Raw genomic sequence first — 22,311 nt, 5'->3', positions numbered from 1 at the left:
TGTGGCCATGGACACTGACGTGATGACACTGTTGTGCGCGGTGGCTCTGGCCTTTTCGATCTTGAACTACGTGCTGCTCGATGGCACCGACCTGGGCGTCGGCGTGCTGCTGGGGTTGACCCGCCGAAGCGACCACCGACGGACGATGGCCGTCAGCATCCTGCCGATCTGGGACGCCAATGAAACCTGGCTGGTGCTCGGTGGCGGCGGGTTGCTGGCGCTGTTTCCGCTGGCCTACGCGATCCTGCTGCCGGCTCTGTATCTGCCGTTCATCCTGATGTTCCTGGCCTTGATCCTGCGCGCGGTGGCCCTGGAGTTCCGGGATCATGCGCCGAGCGAGCGGCTCAAGCGCGCGGTGGACGGCGTGCTGCTGGTCGGGTCGCTGTCGGCGAGCGTGGGGCAGGGCGTGGTGCTCGGCGCGCTGGTGCAGGGCGTGCCGCATCAGGGCGGGCAGTACAGCGGCAATGGCTGGGAATGGCTCGGGCCGTTTCCGTTGTTTTGCGGCCTGGTGCTGGCGTGCGGCTATACGTGGCTGGGGGCGTGCTGGCTGTACTGGCGCACTGTCGATGAACTGCAGCAGCGTTGCGCGCATCAAGCGCGCGTGCTGGCGCTGGTGACGGTCGGGCTGTTGGGGGGACTGGTGGCCTGGACGACCACGTTGCACGGGCAGTATGCCCAGCGTCTCGAATCGCCGCTGATCGCGCTGCCGGCGGCGTCGGTGCTCGCCGGTCTGCTGGTGGGCTTCGCCGCGGGCTTTCGCAGCCGGTTTCAAGGCATGCCGTTGTTCGCGGCGCTGGGTGTCTTTGTCCTCGCGTTCGGATTGATGCTCGTCGCGCTGTACCCGCTGATCATCCCGCCCGGGTTGACCCTGCAAGCGGCCACGTCGAGCACCGGGAGTCAGGCGTTCATGCTGGTGGGGTTCGCCGTGCTGGTGCCGGTCACCCTGATCTACAACACCTATGGTTTCCGGGTTTTCAGCGGAAAAATCCATGGGGCCTCGCCACGTTGAGCACGTTCGTCGAGTCGTTGACTTCACGCTCAACGTGAAAAATTGTACGTAAGAATTTTATATGTACAGCTTTTTCCAGTGCCTTTTAGCTTTCCGGCAAACTTTCTGAATTTTTCCACACGAGCCCTCTCACTTGTTATGAGCGCAGGGAGAACCTCAGGAGCCAGGCAAGGGGCTCAGTAACCCTGCACGCGCCTTATGGCGGCCGAACACCGCCCTGACGTAGAAAAGGGAGGCAAGCGATGAGCGAGGAAATCCTGCGGCCGAGCACCAGCCATGCGTGGGACGATGAGATTGCGCGCAACACCGAAATGTTTCGCGACGCGGATCTTCTGGAGGAGCAAGCCTACCGGATCATCGACGCCGGAATGGATGAGCCGCAAGTGTGGAGCCGCTTCTCCGAAGCCAAGGCCAGGGCCGATGCCAAGCGCACGGAAGCTTACCGGGACTGGATGCGCATCAAGCGGGCGATGATGAACAAACCGGATCACCGCTGACGCCAGGGGGGCGCTGGCGGGGTGCTGTCCCGGACCGCCAGCGTGAGGCGATCATCGGACGGTGCAGGTCAGCGATGAAGGTCTCGCGAACCCACTGGCTTGCGCTCCGCTGATCCGGAATGCGCAGTGCCGAGTGAACTCGCTGGGGCTGAGTCCTTCGGAATCTGAAGAGGCACTTCTTCAATTCCAACGCCAGAGGATTCCACCATGCGAGCAATGACGTACCACGGCGCTCATGACGTCAGAGTCGAAACAGTACCGGATCCGATCATCGAGGCACCGGATGACATCATCCTTCGGGTGACGGCCACTGCGATCTGCGGTTCGGATCTGCACCTGTACCGGGGCAAGATCCCGACCGTCGAACACGGCGATATCTTTGGGCATGAGTTCATGGGCATCGTGGAGGACACCGGCCCCGCCGTCACCGCCGTGCAGCGTGGGGATCGGGTGGTGATCCCGTTCGTGATTGCCTGCGGCGACTGTTTTTTCTGCCGGCAAACGCTCTACGCAGCGTGCGAGACGACCAACACCGGTGCAGGTGCGGCCATGAACAAAAAACGGATTCCGCCGCCGGCAGCGTTGTTCGGTTACAGCCGGATGTACGGTGGCATTCCCGGCGGGCAGGCGGAGCTGGTGCGGGTGCCGAAGGCCAACACCGGACCGTTCAAGGTGCCGGGAACCCTGACGGACGAGAAGGTCCTGTTCCTGTCCGACATACTTCCGACCGCGTGGCAGGCCGTGATCAATGCGGATCTGGGGCAGGGGGCGAGCGTTGCGATCCACGGGGCAGGACCGGTGGGATTGCTCAGCGCGGCCTGCGCACGGATGCTGGGCGTCGAACGCATTTTCATGGTCGATCACCATCAGTACCGACTGGACTACGCGCGACGCACCTACGGCGTTATCCCGATCAACTTCGATGACGACGATGACCCGGCGGATACGATCATCAGCCAGACGCCCGGCAACCGGGGTGTGGACGCCGCAATCGATGCAGTGGGGTTCGAGGCCAAGGGCAGCGCCACCGAAACCATGCTGGCCACGCTCAAGCTCGAAGGCAGCAGCGGCAAGGCGCTGCGGCAGTGCATCGCGGCGGTGCGTCGGGGCGGCGTGGTCAGCGTGCCGGGCGTGTATGCCGGGTTTATCCATGGTTTCCTGTTCGGCGACGCCTTCGACAAGGGCCTGACCTTCAAGATGGGCCAGACCCACGTGCAGCGCTATCTCCCCGAGTTGCTGGGGCATATCGAAACGGGCCGGCTGCAGCCGGACGCGATCATCAGCCACCGGCTCTCCCTCGAGCAGGCGGCGGAGGGCTACAGGATTTTCGACAAGAAACAGGAAGACTGCCGCAAAGTCATCCTGACGCCGGGCGCCGGCGATGTGCCGCCGGCCGTCTGATCAAGCAGACCCGTGGCGAAAACCCTCGCCACGGGACAACTCAGCGGGAGAAGGTCATGAAAACAATCTGTGTCTGGGTAGGTCTTTGCTCGGTTTTGCTCTTGCAGGGCTGTTTTGAAGGTTCGAACGATGCGCCGAACAAGGACGGCGACAAAAGCAAGGCTTCCTTGCAGATCCAGAAGGACAAGGCCGCCGAACAGGATCGGTGATTGATTTCGCGGATACGCGGGCGCAACTCAAGCGTACCTGCGAAGGTCAACCGGACAGCACTCTCTTCGGGAAACCGCCATGTCGATTGCCAAAGACACTGTCGATTATCTGCGTACGCATTCGCTGATCCTGACCACCGCCGAGTCCTGTACGGCCGGCATGATCGTGATGGTGTTGTCCGAAGTGCAGGGCAGCGGCGACCTCATCGAATGCGGTTACGTCGTGTACTCGCCCCAGGCCAAGCGACGCCTGCTGCATGTCCGCGCGGCAACCATCTCCCGGTTCAATCTGACCAGCGTCGAGGTCGCCCGCGAAATGGCCGTGGGGGCCTTGCGCGACAGCACGGCGAATGTGGCGGTGGCGACCACCGGCATTTTGGGGCCGGACGACGTCGACGGCATTCCCGCCGGTACGGTGTGTTTCGCCTGGGCCTTTCAGGCGGCGGACAGACAATGGGTCTTCAGCCGCGAGATGCACTTCTCGGGCAGCCGTTGCGAGGTGCAGGCCGCGGCCACGGAGTTCGCGCTGATGGGGGTGCGGCGATTTCACCGCTGTATGGCGCAAGACGACGAGGCGGCTGCTCATGAGTGACGACGGCGACCATCCGGATCTGCGTAGCCGGCAGGCGCCGATCCGTGAGGACATGGCCTATCAACTGAAGGTTTGGCGCTTCGAGCGCTGCGGCTGGTATGTCCTGGTGCTGTTGGTGCTGCTGGGCCTGGCGGGACTGTTTTCCCGAGGGATGATCAGCTCCCGGGAGGTGCGCTCGGCGGACGGCAATGTCCGGGTGGGGTACGAGATGTTCCATCGCAACGGCTCGACCAACTCGATGAAGATCAGCATGGCGGCGGCGCCGGAAGCAACCGTAGAGCTGGAGCTGACCGGTGACCTGCTCGAGGGGTTCAGCATCGAGACCCTGCAGCCGGAACCGGTACGCAGCCGCAGTTCGGCCAACGGTCTGCACCTTTGGTTGCAGGCGGATACGCAAGGGGAGCTCAGCCTTTACCTGACCCTGCGCGGTGACGGTCTGGGCTTGTTCCGCAGCCATATCACTACGCCGGGTTCCGACGGTGTGACGCTCGTCCAATTCATTTTTCCATAGGTGCCCCATGGACTCGGTCTTGCGTGCGGCGGCGATGTATGTGGCCCTGATGGTGCTGTTCAAGATTGCCGGCAGGCGTTCGCTGGCGGAGCTGACGACATTCGATTTCGTGTTGCTGATGATCATTGGTGAGGCCACTCAGCAGGCCTTGCTGGGGGACGATTTCTCTCTGACCAATGCGATGCTGGTGATCGTGACGCTGATCGCCATCGATGTGGGCTTTTCCCTGCTGAAACAGCGCTCGGCTCGGGTGTCACGGCTGATTGACGGCGAACCGACGATCATCGTCGAGCACGGCAAACTGTTGCACCGCCGCCTGCGGCATGCGCGGCTGGTGGAAGCGGACGTCATGGAAGCGGCCCGTTCCAGTCAGGGCATCGAGAGGATCGAACAGATCAAGTTTGCGATCATCGAGCGTAACGGCAAGATCTCCGTCATTCCTCAAGAGTCCGGCACGACATGAGCACGTTTTCCTTCGCCCGTTCATCTGTTCGGCCGCACTCGGCAAGCCTCGCGGCTTCGAACCTGTACGGCCCGGATTATCCGGGGCTTCATGGGTGAGGTGGTTATGTCTACCGATTCGAGTTTCGAAGACCAAGCGCAAGGTTCTGTTCCCTCCAAACCTGAACCCGGTACGGAGGAGCCGACACTGGATCCTGAGGATCCCGACAAGTACGACCCGTTGAAGAATCCACCGGATGATCGTCCGCAGGACTGGCGGGATCCGGCTGAAAGGGTCACGCCGGAAGCGGATGAGCCGACGCCGCTTTCGGATGACAGACGATAAGCGAAACCCGGCCTCTGGCCGGGTTCTTGTGTGCGCCATTCGTCCATTGCGCTGCACTTGCGGCGCCCCGTGGCTTCTCACCTCTATGCACGGAATTCCCGCGCCGCAGCCGGAGAGGCATGATGGACATTGACGAGAACGCACCAGGCAATCAATCGCAGCAGGCCGTTACCCGCACAACGGACAACGAGACCGGGCACGATCCGGGACGGAGTGAACCGCAACCGCCGTTGCCGCCGGATGACGAAGCTCCGGTCGACGAAGACATGGCCGACGTCGATGCCGCAAACGCGGTAGCGACAGAGCATCCCGAACCGGGAAGCACGGGCGCTCTCGGCGGTGCCGGCAAGCCTCACCGGAACCCCGAGCGCAGCGGCGACGTAGAGACACCCCGCGGCATGCCTGCCAGCGATCCTGAATCGGGTGCCTGAAGCCCAGGGGGAGGAGGGAACACCCTGCCGATCACCGATGAAAGGGGTGATCGGCATTTCAAGCCAATTGCACTGAGCCGTTCGCCTTTCACAACAAGGCCCTCGTCTATGCTTGACGGGTGTCAGAGATCCCGCAGTCGCCATTTCAGAACAAATAGGAATAAATGACTCGACCGAGTTTGCCTTCCACGCCATCCTCGTTGCGGTCAACAGCTTCCCCATAGGTCAGCTTGATCGAGGCGTTCCTGGAGAGCGTAAGACCGGCCGTCACCCCCAGTGATAAGGATCGCTGCGCATTGTCGTCATTTTCTCCGTCCGTGCGGGTTTCGCCGCCACGCCAGAACAGCATGTCCGCCGACATCCAGAATGGGCTGGCGAAGTTGTGGGTGATGTGAGCCTCACCACCGTACAACGGTGCTTGGGACTTGCGCCTGGCACCGTAGGGCGAATGATTGTCGCTGTAGAAAATCACGGCCGGAAGCAGTTCGAAGGTGGTCAGCGATGGATCCAGCCAGGAGTTGCCCAGCGCATAGGACATGGGTGCCCCCAACTGCCAAGCGTAGCGGTGGGTGCCCAAGTTGACGGCTTTGTTCGAGTCGTACTCACCGGTGGGCAAGAATACTTTGCCGAGAATGCCGAGGGAAAATCCCGGGCGATACTTCACGTACTCCTCGACGGACAATGCCGGCGACCCGATCAAGCCGAACGCCACCCCCAGTTGCGCATCGCCAAGACCCGAGCTGGACGTCGAAAGCGATTGCCTTGGCAACTCCACCGTCGCCTCGACCTCTCCGAACGGCAGCACACCGAAAACAGCGGTGGCATGCCCTGCAAGATCCACGACCTCGGTGTACTGCAGAACGCCGACATTGACATCGACTTCGCTGCCGCGGATGACCGACCCAGGCGCAGCCGACTGGTTACCGCGGGTGGCAATGCCGTGAACGGTCAGCATCTTCGTGCCGACAGGCGCCAATTGATAGGCACGAGCGCCGTCATCGGCGGCTTGTCCTTCACATGACATGCCCAGCAACAGGGAAAAAAAGACGCAATGTTTGTTTGGGTACAGAGACATGGAATGGTCCGGGCGACGGTTGTGCATCACTGGGCAGGTTGCGCTTCAGGAAACTTCCATTGCCCATCGAGGACTTCAGGGCGAGGCCGATACAGGCGCACGACGTAGTTCCAGCCGGCGGTGACGGGCAAGCAATTGGGCGTCGTGGCCTGGCATGCGCCGAACTGAATGGTGTAGGCGCCGTCCCTGTCGGGCTTGGCGGTGAGGTTGTTGAGCGAGTACGCGCCCAGCGCATTTTTTTCGAAGTAGCCATTGCGGTCGTAGACGCTCAATGACCAGAAACCGTCCACGGGGACATTCTTGACCGTCAGCTTGTAGGGCGTGCGGCCGTCATTGTGCTCCGGGAACACGCTGACGTATTTGGCCGCGTAATCCGGGTTGCCTCCCCAGCCCGCGGCCGTGCCCATCAGATGCGCGATCGGGTTGACCTCCTCGCGGGTGCCGAACATGTGCGGTCCGCCGCCGAACGAGGACAATGTCTCCAGGGTCTGGCGGACTTTTGTCTGTGAAGCCGCATCCCAGGCCACGGTTTCGTATCGGCCTTTGTTGGCCTGTTCGACACCAATGGCGTCTTGTAAGCGCTGAGCGGCCTTGACGTCGTCCGGCTGCCCTGCGTTGACCAGCGTGCGCACGACGATAAATACGTATCGGGTGCCAACCTTGTCCCGGTCATAGGTATGACGCCCTGGGGTGTAGGTCACCTCGGTGGTGTAGTGATCCTGGGAAATCACCTGCAGTGACATGAAGCGCTTTGCGGCCTCGGGCAAGGTGATGCTGACGGGCCCTGCGTCCAGATCGAAAACCCCTGAGGTGTACAGGGTGTCGCGGTTCATCCTCACCACGGTCTGCTTTTCGATTGCGGTCGGTTCGCGTTCATGTATCAGGGCACCGAACCCGCCTTTCTCGACGGTTCTCTTAAAGTACAGATCGGTTTCTGCACGGATGAAGTTGAACGCGTCGACTCGCACGGCAGGACTGTCGTCCGCCGATACGGCCAGTGAACACAAGCAGAGCGCCATGCAGGTGAGGGCGCGGGGGGAAACAGGTTTGCGCATGGATCTTTCCTTGAGAGCGGAGGGGCGTTCTTATCGGATTGCGATGGTCGCAATTGCTCGATCCGGAGCATCGGCGCTGCCGGTGCCTGACCACCAATCCTCAACTGACAAAAAATGTACCGCCCGCAGGATTGCCTCCATCCGAGGTTCAATCCGTCGTACGGACAAAAAGTGCCGGCCTTGCCGGGAGGCAATGCCGGTTGTCTGCAGAGGGCAGAGCGATCAGCCGAGCCTGATCAGCGTCGGACCGTCCCAGCGCAGCTCCTTCATCAAGCCGCGTGGCTCGTAGGCCCTCACCATCAACCAGAAAAGATCGCCCTTCTTGACCGGCAACCAGTTGGCGCGCTTGTCCGCGCCCGGATCCTCGGCCTGGACATAAATATCCAGGCTGCCGTCGCTGCCGTATTTCAAACCGGCTGTGCGATCTCCGATGGCATAGCGGTGGATCGGGTTATCGATGACCGTGTATTTGGCGGTATAGGCGTGCAGCGACCAAAAGGCTTCGGCATCGGGTATCTGGTCGGCGGAAAAATGCAACGTGTAACGCACATCACCGTTGAGCAGGGCGCCGGAGCCATCCTTCTGCAAGACGTGGTAAGGGTTTTCGGTCACGGGCAACGCCACTGTACCGGCCAAAGCCACTGAAGCCCGATACAGGTAGTCGTTGTCATGGAAGTAGCCCAGGGTCCGTTTGGGCAGCGTCCAGCCGTTGGCGGTATGCATTCCGGCCAGCGCCCGCGATGCCTGAATCACCGTCTGGCGTCCATCCTGCTCGGCGCGCTTGAGGCCTCTCTGGACTTCGGGGGAGAGGTGCTCGAAACCATGCTGCCCCTGGGCCAATGCAAGGCTGGCAAAACGGTTGACGAGGGTGGCGTCTTCCATGGGTGGTGGGCATTCCTGCCACATGTCCTGCAGGATCTTGAAATCGGCCAGCGGGTCTTCCGTCGGCAATGGCGGGCGAGGTAGCTCGGCTTCGACCCCGGGAACGGAGTCCGTGCCGGCCAGAAAGTCTGACAGCGGCGCGACGACGAAGCGCTGTTGAAAGTCGATGACCTTCAGACGGTCTTGTTCGTTCGCAAAGAAGATGCGCATGACATTGAACGTTTGCGGGATCTTCGCACGGACAACCAGATCGATATCGACAGGCAGCATGCCGTTCCAGTCAGGGCCGACCACCGCTACACGTCCGCCCTGGGGCAGGCTGCGCCGGCTCGGAAGACCGAAGGTCGACCCGAACAGATCGCAGAACTGAACGCTCCAGTAGCGATCGTCCATGCGGGGAATGGTGACGATGTAAGGCTGCGCACGCAGGTCCAGCCATAGACTGGAATACAACGTATCCGTTTGCGGCGCACCGGCGATGTCCGGTGTCACGGGCACATTGCGGTGCAGCCATTGCCCCCAGGTCTGGCGAACCCGCATCATCGGGTCGCCATCCATCATGCGCGAATAGCGCAGGCGTGCGAAATAGATCAACGGATAGCCATAGACATAGGCTTGCATGCCCAGTTTGTAGGCTGCCTCTTCGTCCAGTGCCGCCGGGCTGGTCCAGAGCGGTCCGGCCGCGAGACCGGTCGACAGGCCGGTGGCCCCCAACACAGCCAGTGCCTTGAGCATGTCGCGTCTGCAGTACATCCCCGTGTGGGTGTCGGTCCAGTCATTCAGGCCCCAATGGCCTTCGGCTCGATTCGTGTTGTCCTGGGGGGCGCTGGCTGATTTATGCTTCATTTCTTTGATTCACCTGTTATTTTTGTTCTCGCATGAGGGGGATCCCCTGAGGCCGCGCAACGACGTGGCCCTGAAGAAACTTGCAGGCAACCGGTGAGCAGAGATGAATCCTTGGCTGACAAATAATTACCCCAATCACCGCGACCGCCTTTCGCTTTCGCCTTCGACGGTCATGGCGGGGATTCGCTTGTTGGAGTCGCGGGGAACATCGATGCAGGCGCTGCAGCAGCGCTGGAATTTCCCGTTGTCGGCATTGCGCCAACCGTATCTGCGGCTGCCGGCGTTTCTTTCGCGACACTTCTGGGAGTGCGCGCGAGCGTTGGACGATGACCCTGCCATTGGCGTGGCCGCCGCAAGGCCTGCGGATCTGGGCCAGTTGCTCGGCTTGAATTATCTGATGCAGCTGGCGCCTACACGCTTGGAGGCCCTGCACATGATGCAGCGCTTCTGGCCGCTGGTGGCCAGTCACCTCCAACTTCACTTCGATCAGCAACCCGGCACGCTGCGCTTCGAGTTGCAGGCCCCTGCAAAACTGCGACCGGCGGTGGAGGAGGTCGACTACTGGTGCGCCAGGCAGATCCATCATTTGCGCAGCTGGATATGCGCGCCGAACCCGATCATTGAGATCCACCTGCGGCGTCCGCCCCCCGTCGACGCCGGCCCTTGGCAGCGCCTGGCCGACAGACCGGTGTATTTCGCCGCACCACGCGATGAAATGGTGCTGGACGTCGAGGCGCTGCAGTTCGAACGACCGGCAGGCCCGCTCAGCGTGCGCAAGGCCCTGGAAGAGTCCATGGATGACTACGCCTGCCAGACCGCCAAAGGCAGCTTGCTGGAAATGGCCAGCAGTGCCGTACTGCAGGAGCTGCGCACAGGCATCAATCTGGAAGACATGGCCGAACGGCTGCACATGACCGCTCGCACCCTGCACAGGGCATTGCTGCGCGATGGCTGGAGTTTCAGCGAGCTGATCGATATCCATCGACGCTACCTGGCCCATGACCTCTTGCTGGACAGCCCTCTGTCAATCGCCGAAGTTGCCGATCAACTGGGATACAGTGAAGTCAGCAGTTTCACCCGTGCGATTCGCCGCTGGTATGGCTCCACACCCAGCGAGTTGCGTGAAGGAAAGGGCGGGCAGGGTTAATTTTTTGTCAGCGGGTGCCTCACATGAGTGCGTTCGCGGGTGCCAAACTTGGGGCTCGAGTATGGCAGTGAGTGTGTGATCGAGCGTCGCTGAGCAGCACCCTGTCATTGACCTTGAACACCACTCTTATTGAGCGTCCCGTCGATCAGGCGGGACGCTTTTTTTTCGACCGCCAAGCCCGTGCCCATGAGTTCCAGCCCTTCAGCCGATGTATCCCACACCACGCTGGCGACGGTGGCTCGCTGCATTGCCAGAGGACTGGAAGCCGAGTACGGCATCGACGCCAGCGCCGTGTTGCAGAGTGCCGGTTTCGCATCCGGCGCGCTGTCGACCGATGAGCAACGCATCCCTCTGCCCGATTTCAGCCAGCTGTGGGCGCTGTGCGTCAAACTCACCGCAGAGGAACAGTTCGGCCTGCGTATCGCCCGGCACATCGCGCCGGCGGATTTGTATGGCATCGATCTGGCGCTCTATGCGAGCGCAACGCTGGGCGAGGCGGTCCAGCGCTTCGCCCAGCTCCTCGTGCTGCTCACCACCGCCACCGAAGGCAGGGTGCAGCGCGATTGCAACGGTGACTGGGTGCTCAGTTATCACCTCAAAAGCGGTGGCGAACCCTCGGCGCCCGCCAGGGATTTTTTCATCTATGCGCAAATCCACCTGTTCGAGCGGCAGTGCCAAATGACGGCAAGGCGCTTCTTGCGTCGGATTGAACTGACCCGTGCGCACCCCGTCGACCCGACGCCATGGCAGGCCTTGGGCGTACCGATCCATTTTGGTCGCGGCCATGCTTCGATGGTTTTTCACGCCGACATCTGGGACAGGCCGATACTGGGGACGAACGCGAAATTGCTGGCGCAAGTCGAGCAGCCGATCCTGCGCCAACTTGCGCGACTGGGGGCACCTCTGCCGTTGAGTGCATTGCGCACTCGCTTGATTGATCGACTGGACCGGCCCTTGAGCCTGGAACAGTTCGCCGCCGATCTGGGTATCTCTCCACAGAGCCTGGAACAGTCGCTGGGACAACAGCACGTCACGTTCAGCCAGCTACTGGATCAAACACGCGAAGCGCAAACGCTGCATCTGCTGGCCATGCCGGGGTTGAGCCTGGCGCAGATTGCTTCGCGGGTCGGCTACAGCAAGGTAAGCAGCCTGATCAGGGCTTTTCGGCGCTGGAAAGCAATGACCCCTTTGGCTTACCGCAAGGCGCTGTTCAAACACTGACTTTTCGAACGGCCCGGGGCCGGCGCAGGCCCGGGCAGCTCACAGGACGCAGGCGGTCACTGATGCGCCCGTTGCCCAGCGACCAGATCCAGGCGCGGCTTGAGTGGGTCGGTCCCGACGACAGGGCCCTCATTAGTGAAATGCATCAGTCGATCGATCGCCGGATCGTGCCGGGGCCATTGCAGCCTGCCTGCACCATTGGGGTCGCCGCTTTTGCCGAATGCCGTCCAGTAGGCACTGGCAAGACGGCCCATGGCCTTGTCGTCGGCAGTGACGCCCTTGCCGACCAACGCAGCCGGCAAGTCAAAGGTGTAAGGAATCTCCAGGGCATGCAACGTACCCTTTTGTTTGCCGCGCAGGACTTCGGCGACATAGCCGAAGCGATACAACCAGACCGGTTGCCCTGACCTGGCCACTTCGTCCGCCAAGTGCCTGGCGGGTTCAATCAGCGTCTCGTCGGCCAGGACATCGCTCTTCAGTTCCTCCAGCGCTTGTTCACCGCTCGGGTCGTACAGCCGCCTGGCTTCATCGGAAGCCTCACCGAAACGCGCGAACAGTTCGTCCTTGCTCTTGGCATCGCCGATCCCCAGGTCTCGACTGTTGGCGCCGACCAGTACAGGCATCTTGGCCTGATGCCCCGCAGCCAGTGCTTGTTCCGGCGACTCGATGATCATGCGTCCATCGAGGATGGCGCCAGCGACGCCGCTGACGGGGACACCACGGGAAAGCCCGGCCATCACTTCAGACGCCGAGGTGCCTTGCACCAGTTTTTCTGCGGGCAGTTTGCGCAGCGCCGCCAGCGCTTGCGCACCGTCGCCGTGGATGCCTTGCGAGCGGGCGTAGTCCAGCGCGCGCTGCCTGGCCTGTTCAAGTGAGGTCAACGGCAGGGCCGTCATGCGGGCGGTCGGAATGCCGGGCGATTGCAGAATGGCGCGCTGAAACAGCCCTTTGGACAAAGGGGAGGTGAGATGCACCAGAACCGAACCACCCCCGGCCGACTCGCCGAAAAGTGTCACTTGCCCGGGGTCGCCGCCGAATGCGGCAATGTTGCGCTGCACCCATTGAAGCGCTGCCTGCTGATCGAGGAAGCCATAGTTGCCGTGCACTTCATCCGGCGCGTCCTTTTCTTGAGCGGGGTGCGCAAAGAACCCCAGGCGTCCCATGCGGTAATTCATGCTGACGACAATAACGCCCTGCGCGGCCAAGGCATCCGCCGGGTAGAGGGATGTCGCGCCATGAACCAGTACGCCGCCGTAGATCCATACCATCACCGGCAGTGGTTGGGTGCTGGCGGCGGCCGGTCGCCAGATGTTCAGGGTCAGGCAATCTTCCGACATGGCCACCTTGTCGACTTGCATGCACTCTGGACCGAAAGCGTCTGCGCTTCTCACGCCGTCCCACGCCTTGGGCGGTTGCGGCGCCCGCCAGCGCAATTCACCGATGGGGGGCGTGGCATAGGGAATGCCCTTGAAGCTGAGTACCTCTTGTTTGGCGACACCTTGCAGCAACCCGGTATCGACGCGCACCTGTTCAGGAAACGGTGGCTTGCCGGTTGCCGCCGTTGCCAGCAGGGGCAGCCAACTGCCCAGCAGCACCGGTGCGACCCAGAATGGAACTTTCATTTCCCTGTCTCCCTTGATTCAACCCGTTACTCAACTGCAGGTAGCGCAGTCGGCATCACGCATGCCTGGACGATAACGATCGAAATTCTGTAGGGCCTCAGACGCATACGCATGTCTTCAACTGACAAAAAGAATACTGAGAGCCGAATCGGCTGCCGTTAACCGATCTGTTTTCGGTAACTGAGCGGGGTGATACCTTTCCACCGTCGAAACGCCCGGATCAAGCTGCTTTTGGAGCTGAAACCCACACGACTGGCGACCTGGTCCAGCGTCAGGTCGGGCAAGGCCAGAAGGTTGAGCGTCTGCGTCTCTCGGGTTTGATCAAGCAGTTTTGCAAAGGTGGTCTTTTGCTGGGCCAGGGAAAGGTTCACGCATTCGAAGGGCAGCGTCAGCGCGTCGGCCAGATGTTGCGGGCTGACTTCCTGCCCGAGTATTTCGGCCAGGCCTGCCCGCAATGCGCTGAGCGGTACAGGTGCACCAAGCCGGGCAAGGTGCTGCAGAATCGGCTGTTCAACTCGAACCAGCCAGTGCGCGTTGGCACCTGGCAGGGCTTTATCCCATGCCTCACGCTTGAAGACCAACGTTGAGCAAGATTGCCCGAACAGCACCTCAACGCCCAACTTCAGCCAGGGTGTCGGGTCGGCCGGCCGGGAGCGGGGGAGTTCCAGTCTGCGCAGAAAGTCCGGGGCCTTTGAGGAGCATTGGCGTTCAAACATCTTCACGTTGTGATAGTTGAAACAATCCCGTGCTGCATCGGCCGGCACTCGCACACCGGTGAGGCGGGTTTCCATCCGCCAGTCCCCCCTGTCGTCCTGCGACAGGTGTAGTCGGGTGACAGTGGTGATCAATGGAAGGAAGAGCACGAAACGTCGCACGGCGTCGCCGAGCGTGGCGCTGGTATAGAGCGCCAGATCAATGCCGTACAGATCGGAGGGGGCAAGGCGCCTGGCAATCCGAATGCCGACGTTCGGGTCGCCGCTGAGTTCGGTTGCGCGCAGCCACAAGGGTGTGATGTCGGTCAGATCCATGCGCAGTTCGTTATCCTGCAGGATGGCCGGGTCGAGTCCCAGATCGATCAGTACGGGCAACGGATCGATGCCGTAGTCCGTCTCCAGGGTTTTGGTAATGGCGCGTGCGACCGACGCCAGGGTGGTTCTGGCACCTGGAGTCGGGGGTGGCGGGGTGGTCTCCATCACTGCGTCTACTGCCAGGGGAAAAAGGATCTCCAGCATGACGCGCCGCGCCTGTACGCGCAATCGGCAGGGGCTGCGGCCCGATTTCCGGCCAGCACCGGCTGCGTGCACGGATCAGCCCCACAGCAATGTCCCGGTATGCCGAGAGCGCCATCCCACTCCGGGGAAACTATTTGTCAGCCAATGACTCATGCCTGCGCGTTGTTTGCTCGCATGGTTACAGCGGGGCATTCGCTTTTTGCGTTATTAGGACTATCGCCAGCACCTGCAAGTGACTGGCGGACGCTTGAGTGCCTCATCGCCAATAAAAAAATAACAGGTGAGTCAACACATGAAGCAAGTCTCAATCACCCGCAGAGCCCGCCGTCAAACATCGCTTCCTTATCCGCACCTGCTTGCATTGGGCGTTGCCATCGGCAGCCAGTCTGTCAATGCAACAACCTGGCAGGTCAACGATGATTGGGGGCTGACCACTAACACCACACTCAGTCTGGGCACCAGTTGGGCGCTGAAAAATGCCGACAAGTTCCAGATGACGGCCGCGGATGCCGCCACTATCGGGAAAACCGGCACCGGCGTTAACTACAACGCCGATAACGGCAAGCTCAACTTCAGCAAGGGCGACACCCTCTCGACGGTGTTCAAAGGGTTGACCGACTTCGATCTGAACGATGGTTCGCAGGGCGCCTTCGTTCGATTCAAATACTGGTATGACCATGCCCTGGAGACAGGCAACGGTGACTACGAGAAATTCAATGATTCCGGCTGGCAGGACCTCGCCCGATTCAAAGGATTCGAAGTACTGGATGCTTATGTCTGGAAGGACTTCAACATTGCCGACCATTCGTTGAACGTCAAATTCGGCAATCAAGTGCTGAGTTGGGGCGAGGCATTGTTCATTCAGAACGGTGTCAACGCGATCAACCCCCTCGACGTCTCGGCCTTCAACCGGCCGGGGGTGGAGCTCAAGGAAGGGCAGTTGCCCGTCGAGATGATCAGCTTCAACTTTGACTTGAGCGACTCGGTCAGCCTGGAAGGGTTCTGGCAGTACAACTTCCGTCCTTCGGTATTCGATGGTTGCGGCACCTTTTTCAGTATTGCCGACAACCTGCAGGAAGGCTGCCAGAACAACTACATGATCGCCGGCGGCACCGGCACCACGGCCCAATCCCTGCAGGACTTCAATCCCGCAGCGGGTGCCGCCAACGCGCAGCGTGAACGCTATCTGCGACGCACGTCCACGGACTACCCCAGTGATACCGGCCAGTACGGCCTTGCCATGCACTACACCATCGAGTCGTTGCATGATGCCGATCTGGGGCTGTACTACATCAACTACCACAGCAGGACTCCACAGCTTCAGGGCGTCATTGCCCGCCAGGCGCCGGCGGGGGCCAACGTCAACATCAATACCGGCGACTACTCAAACGTCTACCCCGAGGACATCCGTCTCTTCGGCGCCAGCCTGAGCGGCATCATCGGCACCACCGCCACCTTCGGTGAGCTGAGCTATCGGCCCAACATGCCGCTGGCCTACAACGGCGCGGATTTCGTCGGACTGCTGGCGGGTTCGAACACCACGCCGATCCTGCCGTTGACGCCTGCGCAACTGGCGGCGGCCCGAGGTTCCGAAGTCGACGGTTATGCGCGCAAACCGCTTTGGCAGTTCAGCCTTGGCGCGGTCGACACCCTTTCCAACGTCATGGGGGCCAACCGCCTTTCACTGGCGGGAGAGGTGGGGTTCAACTGGATCGATGACATGGATGGGGAGCGTTTCGGTCGCGCCGGCGGCTACGGACGTACCTTGCCCACCACCGGTGTCGCCACTTCCTGCGTCGGTGCCGGCGCTGGCGGTCTGAACGCCGCGCAAGTCGCGCAGATGAATGCCGACTACTGCAACACCGATGGCATCTATACCAACTTCTCTTGGGGGTATCGCCTGCGCGCAGGTCTTTCCTATGAGGAGTTTCTGCCGGCAACGGTCATCACCCCCGCCATCAACTGGCGACATGACGTCGAGGGCTATGGCCCCAATTTCCAGGAAGGTCAACAAGCCGTGGGTCTGACATTGACCTTCGACTACCGCAACGATTACTCGCTGGAATTTGCCTACAACGAATTCCTTGGAAACAACAAATTCTCCACCATCGATGACCGCGATTTCGCCTCGGTGAATCTCAAGGTGAGCTTCTAATGAAAAACATCACACAGAAATTGCCGCTCGTTCTGGCCTTGATGGCCGCCTGCGCCATTGTCCAAGCCAAACAGAACGACCCTGGGTTGATCGGTGCGAAACTGACACCCATGGGGTCGGAGAAAGCAGGGAATAGCGATGGCAGCATTCCGGCCTGGACGGGGGGCATCGCCGCCAACGCGGCTCACGTCAGCGCGAACGGCGACTACGCCGATCCGTTCGCTGCGGAGAAACCGCTCTATACCGTGACCAAGGATAATGTCGGTCAATACAAGAGTGTCCTGACGCCGGGCCAGGTGGCCATGTTCACGCGGTTCCCCGACTATCGCATGCCGGTGTATCCGACCCATCGTACCGCCACGATTCCCAAGACCGATCAGGATGAAGCGAAGGCTAACCTGGGTAAGGTCGAGTTGGCCGACAGCGGGTACGGCCTGAAAAACTACAATTTCGGGATTCCCTTTGCAGAGCCCACTGAACCTTTGGAAGTGCTCTGGAACCATTTGACCCGTTATCGCGGTGGCTCTTTCGTTCGAGAGATCGCGTCGGCCACCGTTCAGGACCAAGGACAATCCACCGTTGTGACCTACAACCAGGTGGCTGCATTCCGCGACCGGATCAAGGATCTCGATCCCCAAGATAACCTGCTCTATTTCTATCGCGCGCAGACCTTGACGCCTTCGCGCTACGCAGGCGAAGTGACCCTGATTCACGAACCGATGAACCAGGTCACAGAGGCGCGTTCGGCCTGGCAGTACCTGCCGGGGCAACGCCGCGTACGCCGCGCGCCCACCGTCTCCTATGACAGCAGCGCGCGCTACAGCTTTGGCCAGATCACCAGCGACGGGACCGACGGCTTCAACGGAGCACCGGACCGGTACGACTGGAAGCTGATCGGAAAGCAGGAGTTGCTGGTGGGGTACAACGCCTACAAGTTGAACAGCAAATCCCTGAAGTACGCCGATCTGCTCAAGCCCGGGCATCTGAGTGCGGATCCGCTGCGTTATGAGAAACACCGCGTATGGGTCATCGAGGCAACACTCAAACCCGATGCGCGCCATGTCTACGGCAAACGCCGCTTCTACATCGACGAAGACTCGTGGCAGATCCTGGCTTCGGACATGTATGACACCCGCGGCGAGTTGTGGCGCCTGTTCGAAGCGCACTACGCGATGTTGTACGACGTACAGGTCCCGACCACTGTTGCCGAAACCACTTACGACCTGATTTCGGGACGCTACGGGGTTTCCCAGATGACCAACGAGGTCAATCAGAAGGTCGCCTACGGTGCGCCGATGGTCAAAGCCGATTTCACGCCTGCGGAAATCCGGCGCCTGGGTAAATGAGTCGGCGCGAGCCCACCTGAGTGGGTTCGCCCATCTGTTGCTGGCATAGGGCGCGCGGGGCCGGTTTCCATGGATCAATTCCCGGAACTCCGAACCCGTGCTTCGATGCACGGCACCCACGACTTCGTGATCAAAGCCATGCAAGACGGTGCTGGGCCTATGTGCTCAGGGCGCTGTCGACATTCTGAAATGGAGTCTTATGCAATGAGAGCGATGTTACTCAATGGACTATTGTGGGCGGCAACTGTAGGCCTGACGGGTTGCGCAGGTTCGCAAGTGGAGCCTGGCCAATACTCGGGATTTCTGCGGGATTACAGTCATCTGCAACCTGGCGATAGCGCTTCGGGCAAGCCCGTGATGCGCTGGGTCGATGCCCAGGCAGACTTTTCGACCTACACCCGGATCTACATTGAACCCAGCCAGCTTTATCCCGCGCCCATAACCACCGCTGTCATTTCCGGCCAGACACTGCAATCGATCACTCAGTATTTCGATGAAGCCCTCAAGCGCGAGTTCGGCAAAAAACTGAAGCTGGTCAACGCTCCGGGGCCCGACACCATCGTTATGCGTCCGGCCATCACCGCCGTGTCAACACATAACGAAGGCCTGAAGCCTTATGAGTTCCTGCCGCTGTGGTTTCTCGCCGCCACCGTGAACACCGCCGCCGGGGGGCGTGATCAGACAGTGGAAATCGCTACTGAGGCTGAGTTTCTCGACGGGAACAGCCACAGACTGCTGGCACAGGTGGTACGCAAAAGTACCGCGCACGAACTCGAGAATGACAAGCAGCGGCTAACCGTCAATGACGTCAAGTCAGCCATCGATGGGTGGGCCGGCGACATGCGTCAGGGTTACGAAAAGCTCAGGAGCGCAAGCCGCTAAGCGCGCTTGCGCTCGGATGGTCATTCGCCGTCCGCATTTTCTTATGAGCAATCCAATGAAAGAACGGGAGCCCTTGATCAGGCGAACTCCCTCTGCCCATCAAGCACAAGAGGATGTTTCTGTGCCATTTCGTTTTTATTTGAGCTCGCTCGCCATCGCATTGAGCACTTGCTCTGTGCAGGCCGCAGACCCAGATGTCACTCAACAGATCAATGCGCTGGTCTCCCAGGACGAGCCGCATCTGATCGAAGTGTTCAAACACCTGCACCAGAATCCGGAACTCGCTTTTCAGGAGAAAGAAACCTCGGCGTTGGTGGCCAATGAGTTCAAGGCACGAGGTTTTGAAGTCAAGAGCGGCATCGGCAAGACCGGTGTGGTGGGCATTTTTCGCAATGGGCCAGGGCCTGTGGTGATGTATCGGGCCGACATGGATGCACTGCCTGTGAAAGAGACAACGGGGCTGCCTTACCAAAGCACCAAAAGCGCAAATTGGCTTGGGGATCCCAACCAGCCGGTGATGCACGCCTGTGGTCATGATGCCCATACCACCTGGCTGTTGGAGGTGGCGAAAGTCATGACCCAGCTCAAGGATCAATGGTCCGGAACCCTCGTGCTGGTGGCCGAACCTGCCGAGGAGATCATCGAAGGGGCCAACGCCATGGTGCAGAACGGCCTCTACGACTTCGCTCCCAAACCCGATGTCCTGCTGGCGGCCCATGTGTTCCCGGTTTATCCCGCTGGCAGTGTCGCGGTCCGTGAGGGCAAGCGACTGGCGGGCACCGATCAGCTCGACGTTGTGTTGCCTGGGGTGGGCGGGCATGGTTCGGCGCCGCACACGGCAAAAGACCCCGTCGTAATGGGGGCCATGGCGGTGATGGGTTATCAGACCATCGTCAGTCGCATGGTCAATCAGGCCGAGCCGGCCGTGTTGACGGTGGGCGCCTTTCAGGCGGGAACCAGCAACAACATCATTCCCGACAGCGCTTCACTCAAGCTCAATTTGCGTTGGTACGACGAGCGTGTCCGCGAGCGGATGATCACGGGTATCAAGTCGGTCAACACCGGTGTGTTGGACATGAACGATATGCCCACCGAACGCAAGCCTGTGTACACCATGAAGGGGCACTCCACGCCGTTGGTCAACGACGCGGGGGCGACCGTCATTGCCCGTGCCGCCTTGGTGCGCCAACTGGGTGCCGACAAGGTATTGAACGGCTTGCCGCCTGCAATGGGGTCGGAAGACTTTCACATGCTCGCCACACCTTTTCCCGACACCAAAATCATGTTTGTCGAGGTGGGGGGCGGGCTCCCCGATGCCTATGCCAACCTGATCGAAAAAGGACTGGCGCCGGCCATGAACCACAGCCCGAAGTTCGTCGTCGAGCTACCGGCGATTGCAGCGGGTGCGCGGGCCATGAGCGCGACACTGTTGGCGTTTTTCGCCAAACCGCAATAGCCGCACGTTGTGTTGCCCGACTCTGGCTCTTTACCTGGTGAGGATCGCCAGGTTGGAGTCGGGTAAGTCTTCTACGCCATCTCAAATGCCTTTAGAGCATTTCGCAATGCAGTTGAGCGCAGGTCAGGCGCTCAGGGCTGCCGGGGACTCAACCCTCTGTGCAGCTATCGCCATTGCGGGCATGTAAATCCAGATTCAGGAATATAGAAATGAAATTAGCCAACACATCGAGAGCGATCCAATACGTGCTGGTTGCGATAGTGGCGACATTTTCAGGCCTGCTTTACACCTTCGTGACGCTCAAACAAGCCGCCCATGATGCACGCGAGGTCAGCGAGAGGCGTTATCAGTCCTACTTGCTGGCGGATGAACTTCGCCAAAGCTCCGACGATTTGACCCGCCTGGGGCGGACTTATGTAGTGACGGCCAACCCGGAGTACGAGCGCGAGTACCTGCAGATTCTCGATATTCGTAACGGGAAGGCTCCGCGTCCTGAAGACTATCACCGTATTTACTGGGATTTCGTCGCGGCGGGCAATGCGCAGCCTCGCCCTGATGGCGAGGCGGTGGCCCTGGAAACCCTGATGAAGCGGGATGGTTTCACGGATGATGAGTTCGCCAAACTCAAGGAAGCGCAGGCCAATTCAGACAAGCTTGTTCAACTCGAAGTCCAGGCGATGAATGCGGTCAAGGGCAAGTTCGTGGATGCCCAAGGCAACTACACCGTCAACGGCGAGCCTGATCTCGCGCTCGCTCGCACCTTGGTGCACAGCCCGCAATATCATGCCTTCAAGGCACAGATCATGAAGCCGGTCGATGAATTCTTCGGCCTGATGGAAGGGCGCACATCGCGGGCGGTATCACAGGCAAACGACGCGCTGAATTTTGCGCAGAATCTGTTTGTGGCGGTTTTGCTCATGTTGATCGGTGAGATCGGCCTGATGATTTACTTGGGGCGAAAACAAATCATCGAGCAGTTGGGCGGCGCCCCAGCCGAACTGGACCGTGTGTTGACGGAAATTGCGAGCGGCAATCTGGCCGTGACGATTCACGATGCCCCGGACAGGAGCGCCCTAGGCAGCGTGCGGGTGATGACCCGTACGTTGAGGACTCTGATCGGCGCCATTACCCAGACGAGTGAACAGTTGCGCGGTGCTGTGGCGCAAGTTGCCCAGGTGGTGGAAGAGACCGCTGCACGGGCGTCTCAACAACGGGAAATGACTGACCTGGTGGCCACTGCCGTGCATGAGATGGGGCTTACCGTTCAGGAGATCGCCCGCAATGCCAGTGGTGCGGCAGAGGCGTCGCAAGTGGCGCAAGCAGAAGCTCATCAAGCCAGCGGCATCGTCGGTGAGTCCACCGCGCACATCGAAAAAATGGCCGAGGAAATCGGAACAGCCGGTCACTCCGTCGGTGAGCTGGCCGAACACGTGTCGTCTATCGATCAAGTGCTGGCGGTGATTCGCGGCATTTCGCAACAGACCAACCTGTTGGCGCTGAACGCCGCCATCGAGGCGGCACGGGCCGGCGAGTCGGGGCGCGGATTTGCCGTCGTGGCCGACGAGGTCCGAACCCTGGCCGGTCGCACCCAGAACTCCACGGATGAAATCCAGCAAATGATCCAGGGCCTCAAGCAAGGGGCGGAAACAGCCGTCAGTTCCATGCGCGCTGGCCAGGCGGCAACGCAGACCGGCGTCGATGCCAGCCAGCGGACCAATCAATCGTTGGAGGCAATCGCGTCGCAGATCGAACGGATCAGCGACATGAACAGCCAGGTGGCGACCGCGACAGAGGAACAGTCCTCGGTTACCGAGGAAATCAATCGCAACGTTCAAGGCATTGCCGACCTGGCTCATTTCACCTCCAGTGAAACCCATCGCTGCCAGCAGGATTGCCAGACGTTGCGTCAGGTGTGTGATGAATTGACGGCGCAGGTCGGCAACTTCCGCCTGTAG

20 protein-coding genes and 1 pseudogene are annotated in these 22,311 nt (G+C 60.6%); 16 read left to right on the top strand and 5 right to left on the bottom strand.

Features of this window, described 5'->3' with window-relative positions:
• The first annotated feature begins 7 nt into the window (after positions 1 to 7).
• From cydB to CAG33_RS28790, 9 genes and pseudogenes are all read left to right on the top strand, one after another.
• A complete protein-coding gene (cydB, locus tag CAG33_RS19235; RefSeq protein ID WP_085632818.1) occupies positions 8 to 1,009 on the top strand; it encodes a cytochrome d ubiquinol oxidase subunit II in 1,002 nt (333 codons plus the stop codon).
• A 242-nt stretch (positions 1,010 to 1,251) separates the two neighbouring features.
• The gene (locus CAG33_RS19230; protein WP_085582374.1) at positions 1,252 to 1,506 is read left to right on the top strand and encodes a hypothetical protein; all 255 of its coding nucleotides are present in this window, start codon (positions 1,252 to 1,254) and stop codon (positions 1,504 to 1,506) included.
• A 207-nt stretch (positions 1,507 to 1,713) separates the two neighbouring features.
• Positions 1,714 to 2,907, top strand: coding sequence for a zinc-dependent alcohol dehydrogenase (locus CAG33_RS19225; RefSeq protein WP_085582376.1), 1,194 nt, complete (start codon positions 1,714 to 1,716; stop codon positions 2,905 to 2,907).
• Positions 2,908 to 2,963: 56 nt separating this feature from the next.
• Positions 2,964 to 3,116, top strand: coding sequence for a hypothetical protein (locus CAG33_RS28550; protein ID WP_170930031.1), 153 nt, complete (start codon positions 2,964 to 2,966; stop codon positions 3,114 to 3,116).
• Between the two features lie 79 nt (positions 3,117 to 3,195).
• Positions 3,196 to 3,708 carry a CinA family protein gene (locus tag CAG33_RS19220; RefSeq protein ID WP_085640120.1) on the top strand — a complete coding sequence of 171 codons (513 nt, stop codon included), beginning with the start codon at positions 3,196 to 3,198 and terminating at the stop codon, positions 3,706 to 3,708.
• Complete coding sequence (locus CAG33_RS19215; protein ID WP_085582380.1) at positions 3,701 to 4,219, top strand: hypothetical protein; 519 nt, start codon at positions 3,701 to 3,703, stop codon at positions 4,217 to 4,219. Before CAG33_RS19220 ends, CAG33_RS19215 begins: the two co-directional genes overlap by 8 nt.
• Positions 4,220 to 4,226: 7 nt before the next feature.
• Positions 4,227 to 4,682 (top strand): DUF421 domain-containing protein, encoded by a 456-nt coding sequence (locus tag CAG33_RS19210; RefSeq protein WP_085582382.1) that lies wholly within the window; start codon positions 4,227 to 4,229, stop codon positions 4,680 to 4,682.
• 105 nt (positions 4,683 to 4,787) lie between these two features.
• Positions 4,788 to 5,006 carry a hypothetical protein gene (locus CAG33_RS19205; RefSeq protein ID WP_085582582.1) on the top strand — a complete coding sequence of 73 codons (219 nt, stop codon included), beginning with the start codon at positions 4,788 to 4,790 and terminating at the stop codon, positions 5,004 to 5,006.
• Between the two features lie 122 nt (positions 5,007 to 5,128).
• Positions 5,129 to 5,320, top strand: a pseudogene (locus CAG33_RS28790) (hypothetical protein); the annotation flags it as partial.
• Positions 5,321 to 5,582: 262 nt separating this feature from the next.
• On the opposite strand, the gene CAG33_RS19195 reads toward CAG33_RS28790, so the two are convergent.
• From CAG33_RS19195 to CAG33_RS19185, 3 genes are all read right to left on the bottom strand, one after another.
• Entirely contained in the window at positions 5,583 to 6,512 is a 930-nt protein-coding gene (locus CAG33_RS19195; protein WP_170930030.1) for a transporter, read from the bottom strand.
• A gap of 26 nt (positions 6,513 to 6,538) precedes the next feature.
• Complete coding sequence (locus CAG33_RS19190; protein WP_085582386.1) at positions 6,539 to 7,567, bottom strand: DUF1254 domain-containing protein; 1,029 nt, start codon at positions 7,565 to 7,567, stop codon at positions 6,539 to 6,541.
• A gap of 222 nt (positions 7,568 to 7,789) precedes the next feature.
• The gene (locus CAG33_RS19185) at positions 7,790 to 9,295 is read right to left on the bottom strand and encodes a DUF1254 domain-containing protein (RefSeq protein WP_085582388.1); all 1,506 of its coding nucleotides are present in this window, start codon (positions 9,293 to 9,295) and stop codon (positions 7,790 to 7,792) included.
• Positions 9,296 to 9,398: 103 nt separating this feature from the next.
• On the opposite strand from CAG33_RS19185, the gene CAG33_RS19180 reads away from it, so the two are divergent.
• Both CAG33_RS19180 and CAG33_RS19175 read left to right on the top strand, forming a co-directional pair.
• On the top strand, positions 9,399 to 10,442 hold the full coding sequence (locus tag CAG33_RS19180; RefSeq protein WP_085632814.1) for an AraC family transcriptional regulator: 1,044 nt from the start codon (positions 9,399 to 9,401) through the stop codon (positions 10,440 to 10,442).
• 186 nt (positions 10,443 to 10,628) lie between these two features.
• Entirely contained in the window at positions 10,629 to 11,663 is a 1,035-nt protein-coding gene (locus CAG33_RS19175; protein WP_085656516.1) for an AraC family transcriptional regulator, read from the top strand.
• A gap of 56 nt (positions 11,664 to 11,719) precedes the next feature.
• Here the strand turns inward: CAG33_RS19175 and CAG33_RS19170 are convergent, their stop codons facing one another.
• Together CAG33_RS19170 and CAG33_RS19165 are read right to left on the bottom strand one after the other, a co-directional pair.
• Positions 11,720 to 13,285: a carboxylesterase/lipase family protein gene (locus CAG33_RS19170; RefSeq protein WP_085640118.1), complete on the bottom strand. Its 1,566-nt coding sequence runs from the start codon at positions 13,283 to 13,285 to the stop codon at positions 11,720 to 11,722.
• A 158-nt stretch (positions 13,286 to 13,443) separates the two neighbouring features.
• On the bottom strand, positions 13,444 to 14,517 hold the full coding sequence (locus CAG33_RS19165; RefSeq protein WP_170930029.1) for an AraC family transcriptional regulator: 1,074 nt from the start codon (positions 14,515 to 14,517) through the stop codon (positions 13,444 to 13,446).
• Positions 14,518 to 14,809: 292 nt separating this feature from the next.
• On the opposite strand from CAG33_RS19165, the gene CAG33_RS19160 reads away from it, so the two are divergent.
• The 5 genes from CAG33_RS19160 (at position 14,810) to CAG33_RS28545 (ending at position 22,311) form a co-directional block, all read left to right on the top strand.
• Positions 14,810 to 16,672, top strand: a complete 1,863-nt coding sequence (locus tag CAG33_RS19160) for a DUF1302 domain-containing protein (protein ID WP_085582396.1) — start codon at positions 14,810 to 14,812, stop codon at positions 16,670 to 16,672.
• Entirely contained in the window at positions 16,672 to 18,018 is a 1,347-nt protein-coding gene (locus CAG33_RS19155) for a DUF1329 domain-containing protein (protein ID WP_085640115.1), read from the top strand. Before CAG33_RS19160 ends, CAG33_RS19155 begins: the two co-directional genes overlap by 1 nt.
• Positions 18,019 to 18,222: 204 nt before the next feature.
• Positions 18,223 to 18,900 (top strand): DUF3313 domain-containing protein, encoded by a 678-nt coding sequence (locus tag CAG33_RS19150; protein ID WP_085640112.1) that lies wholly within the window; start codon positions 18,223 to 18,225, stop codon positions 18,898 to 18,900.
• A 121-nt stretch (positions 18,901 to 19,021) separates the two neighbouring features.
• A complete protein-coding gene (locus CAG33_RS19145; protein ID WP_218189700.1) occupies positions 19,022 to 20,356 on the top strand; it encodes an amidohydrolase in 1,335 nt (444 codons plus the stop codon).
• A gap of 209 nt (positions 20,357 to 20,565) precedes the next feature.
• On the top strand, positions 20,566 to 22,311 hold the full coding sequence (locus tag CAG33_RS28545) for a methyl-accepting chemotaxis protein (protein ID WP_085640106.1): 1,746 nt from the start codon (positions 20,566 to 20,568) through the stop codon (positions 22,309 to 22,311).

Origin of the sequence: Pseudomonas sp. B3(2017), from assembly GCF_002113595.1 — a bacterium.
GTDB lineage: Bacteria > Pseudomonadota > Gammaproteobacteria > Pseudomonadales > Pseudomonadaceae > Aquipseudomonas > Aquipseudomonas ekonensis.
Note: the sequence above shows the minus strand (reverse complement) of the source record. Positions and strands in the feature narration are given on the sequence as shown.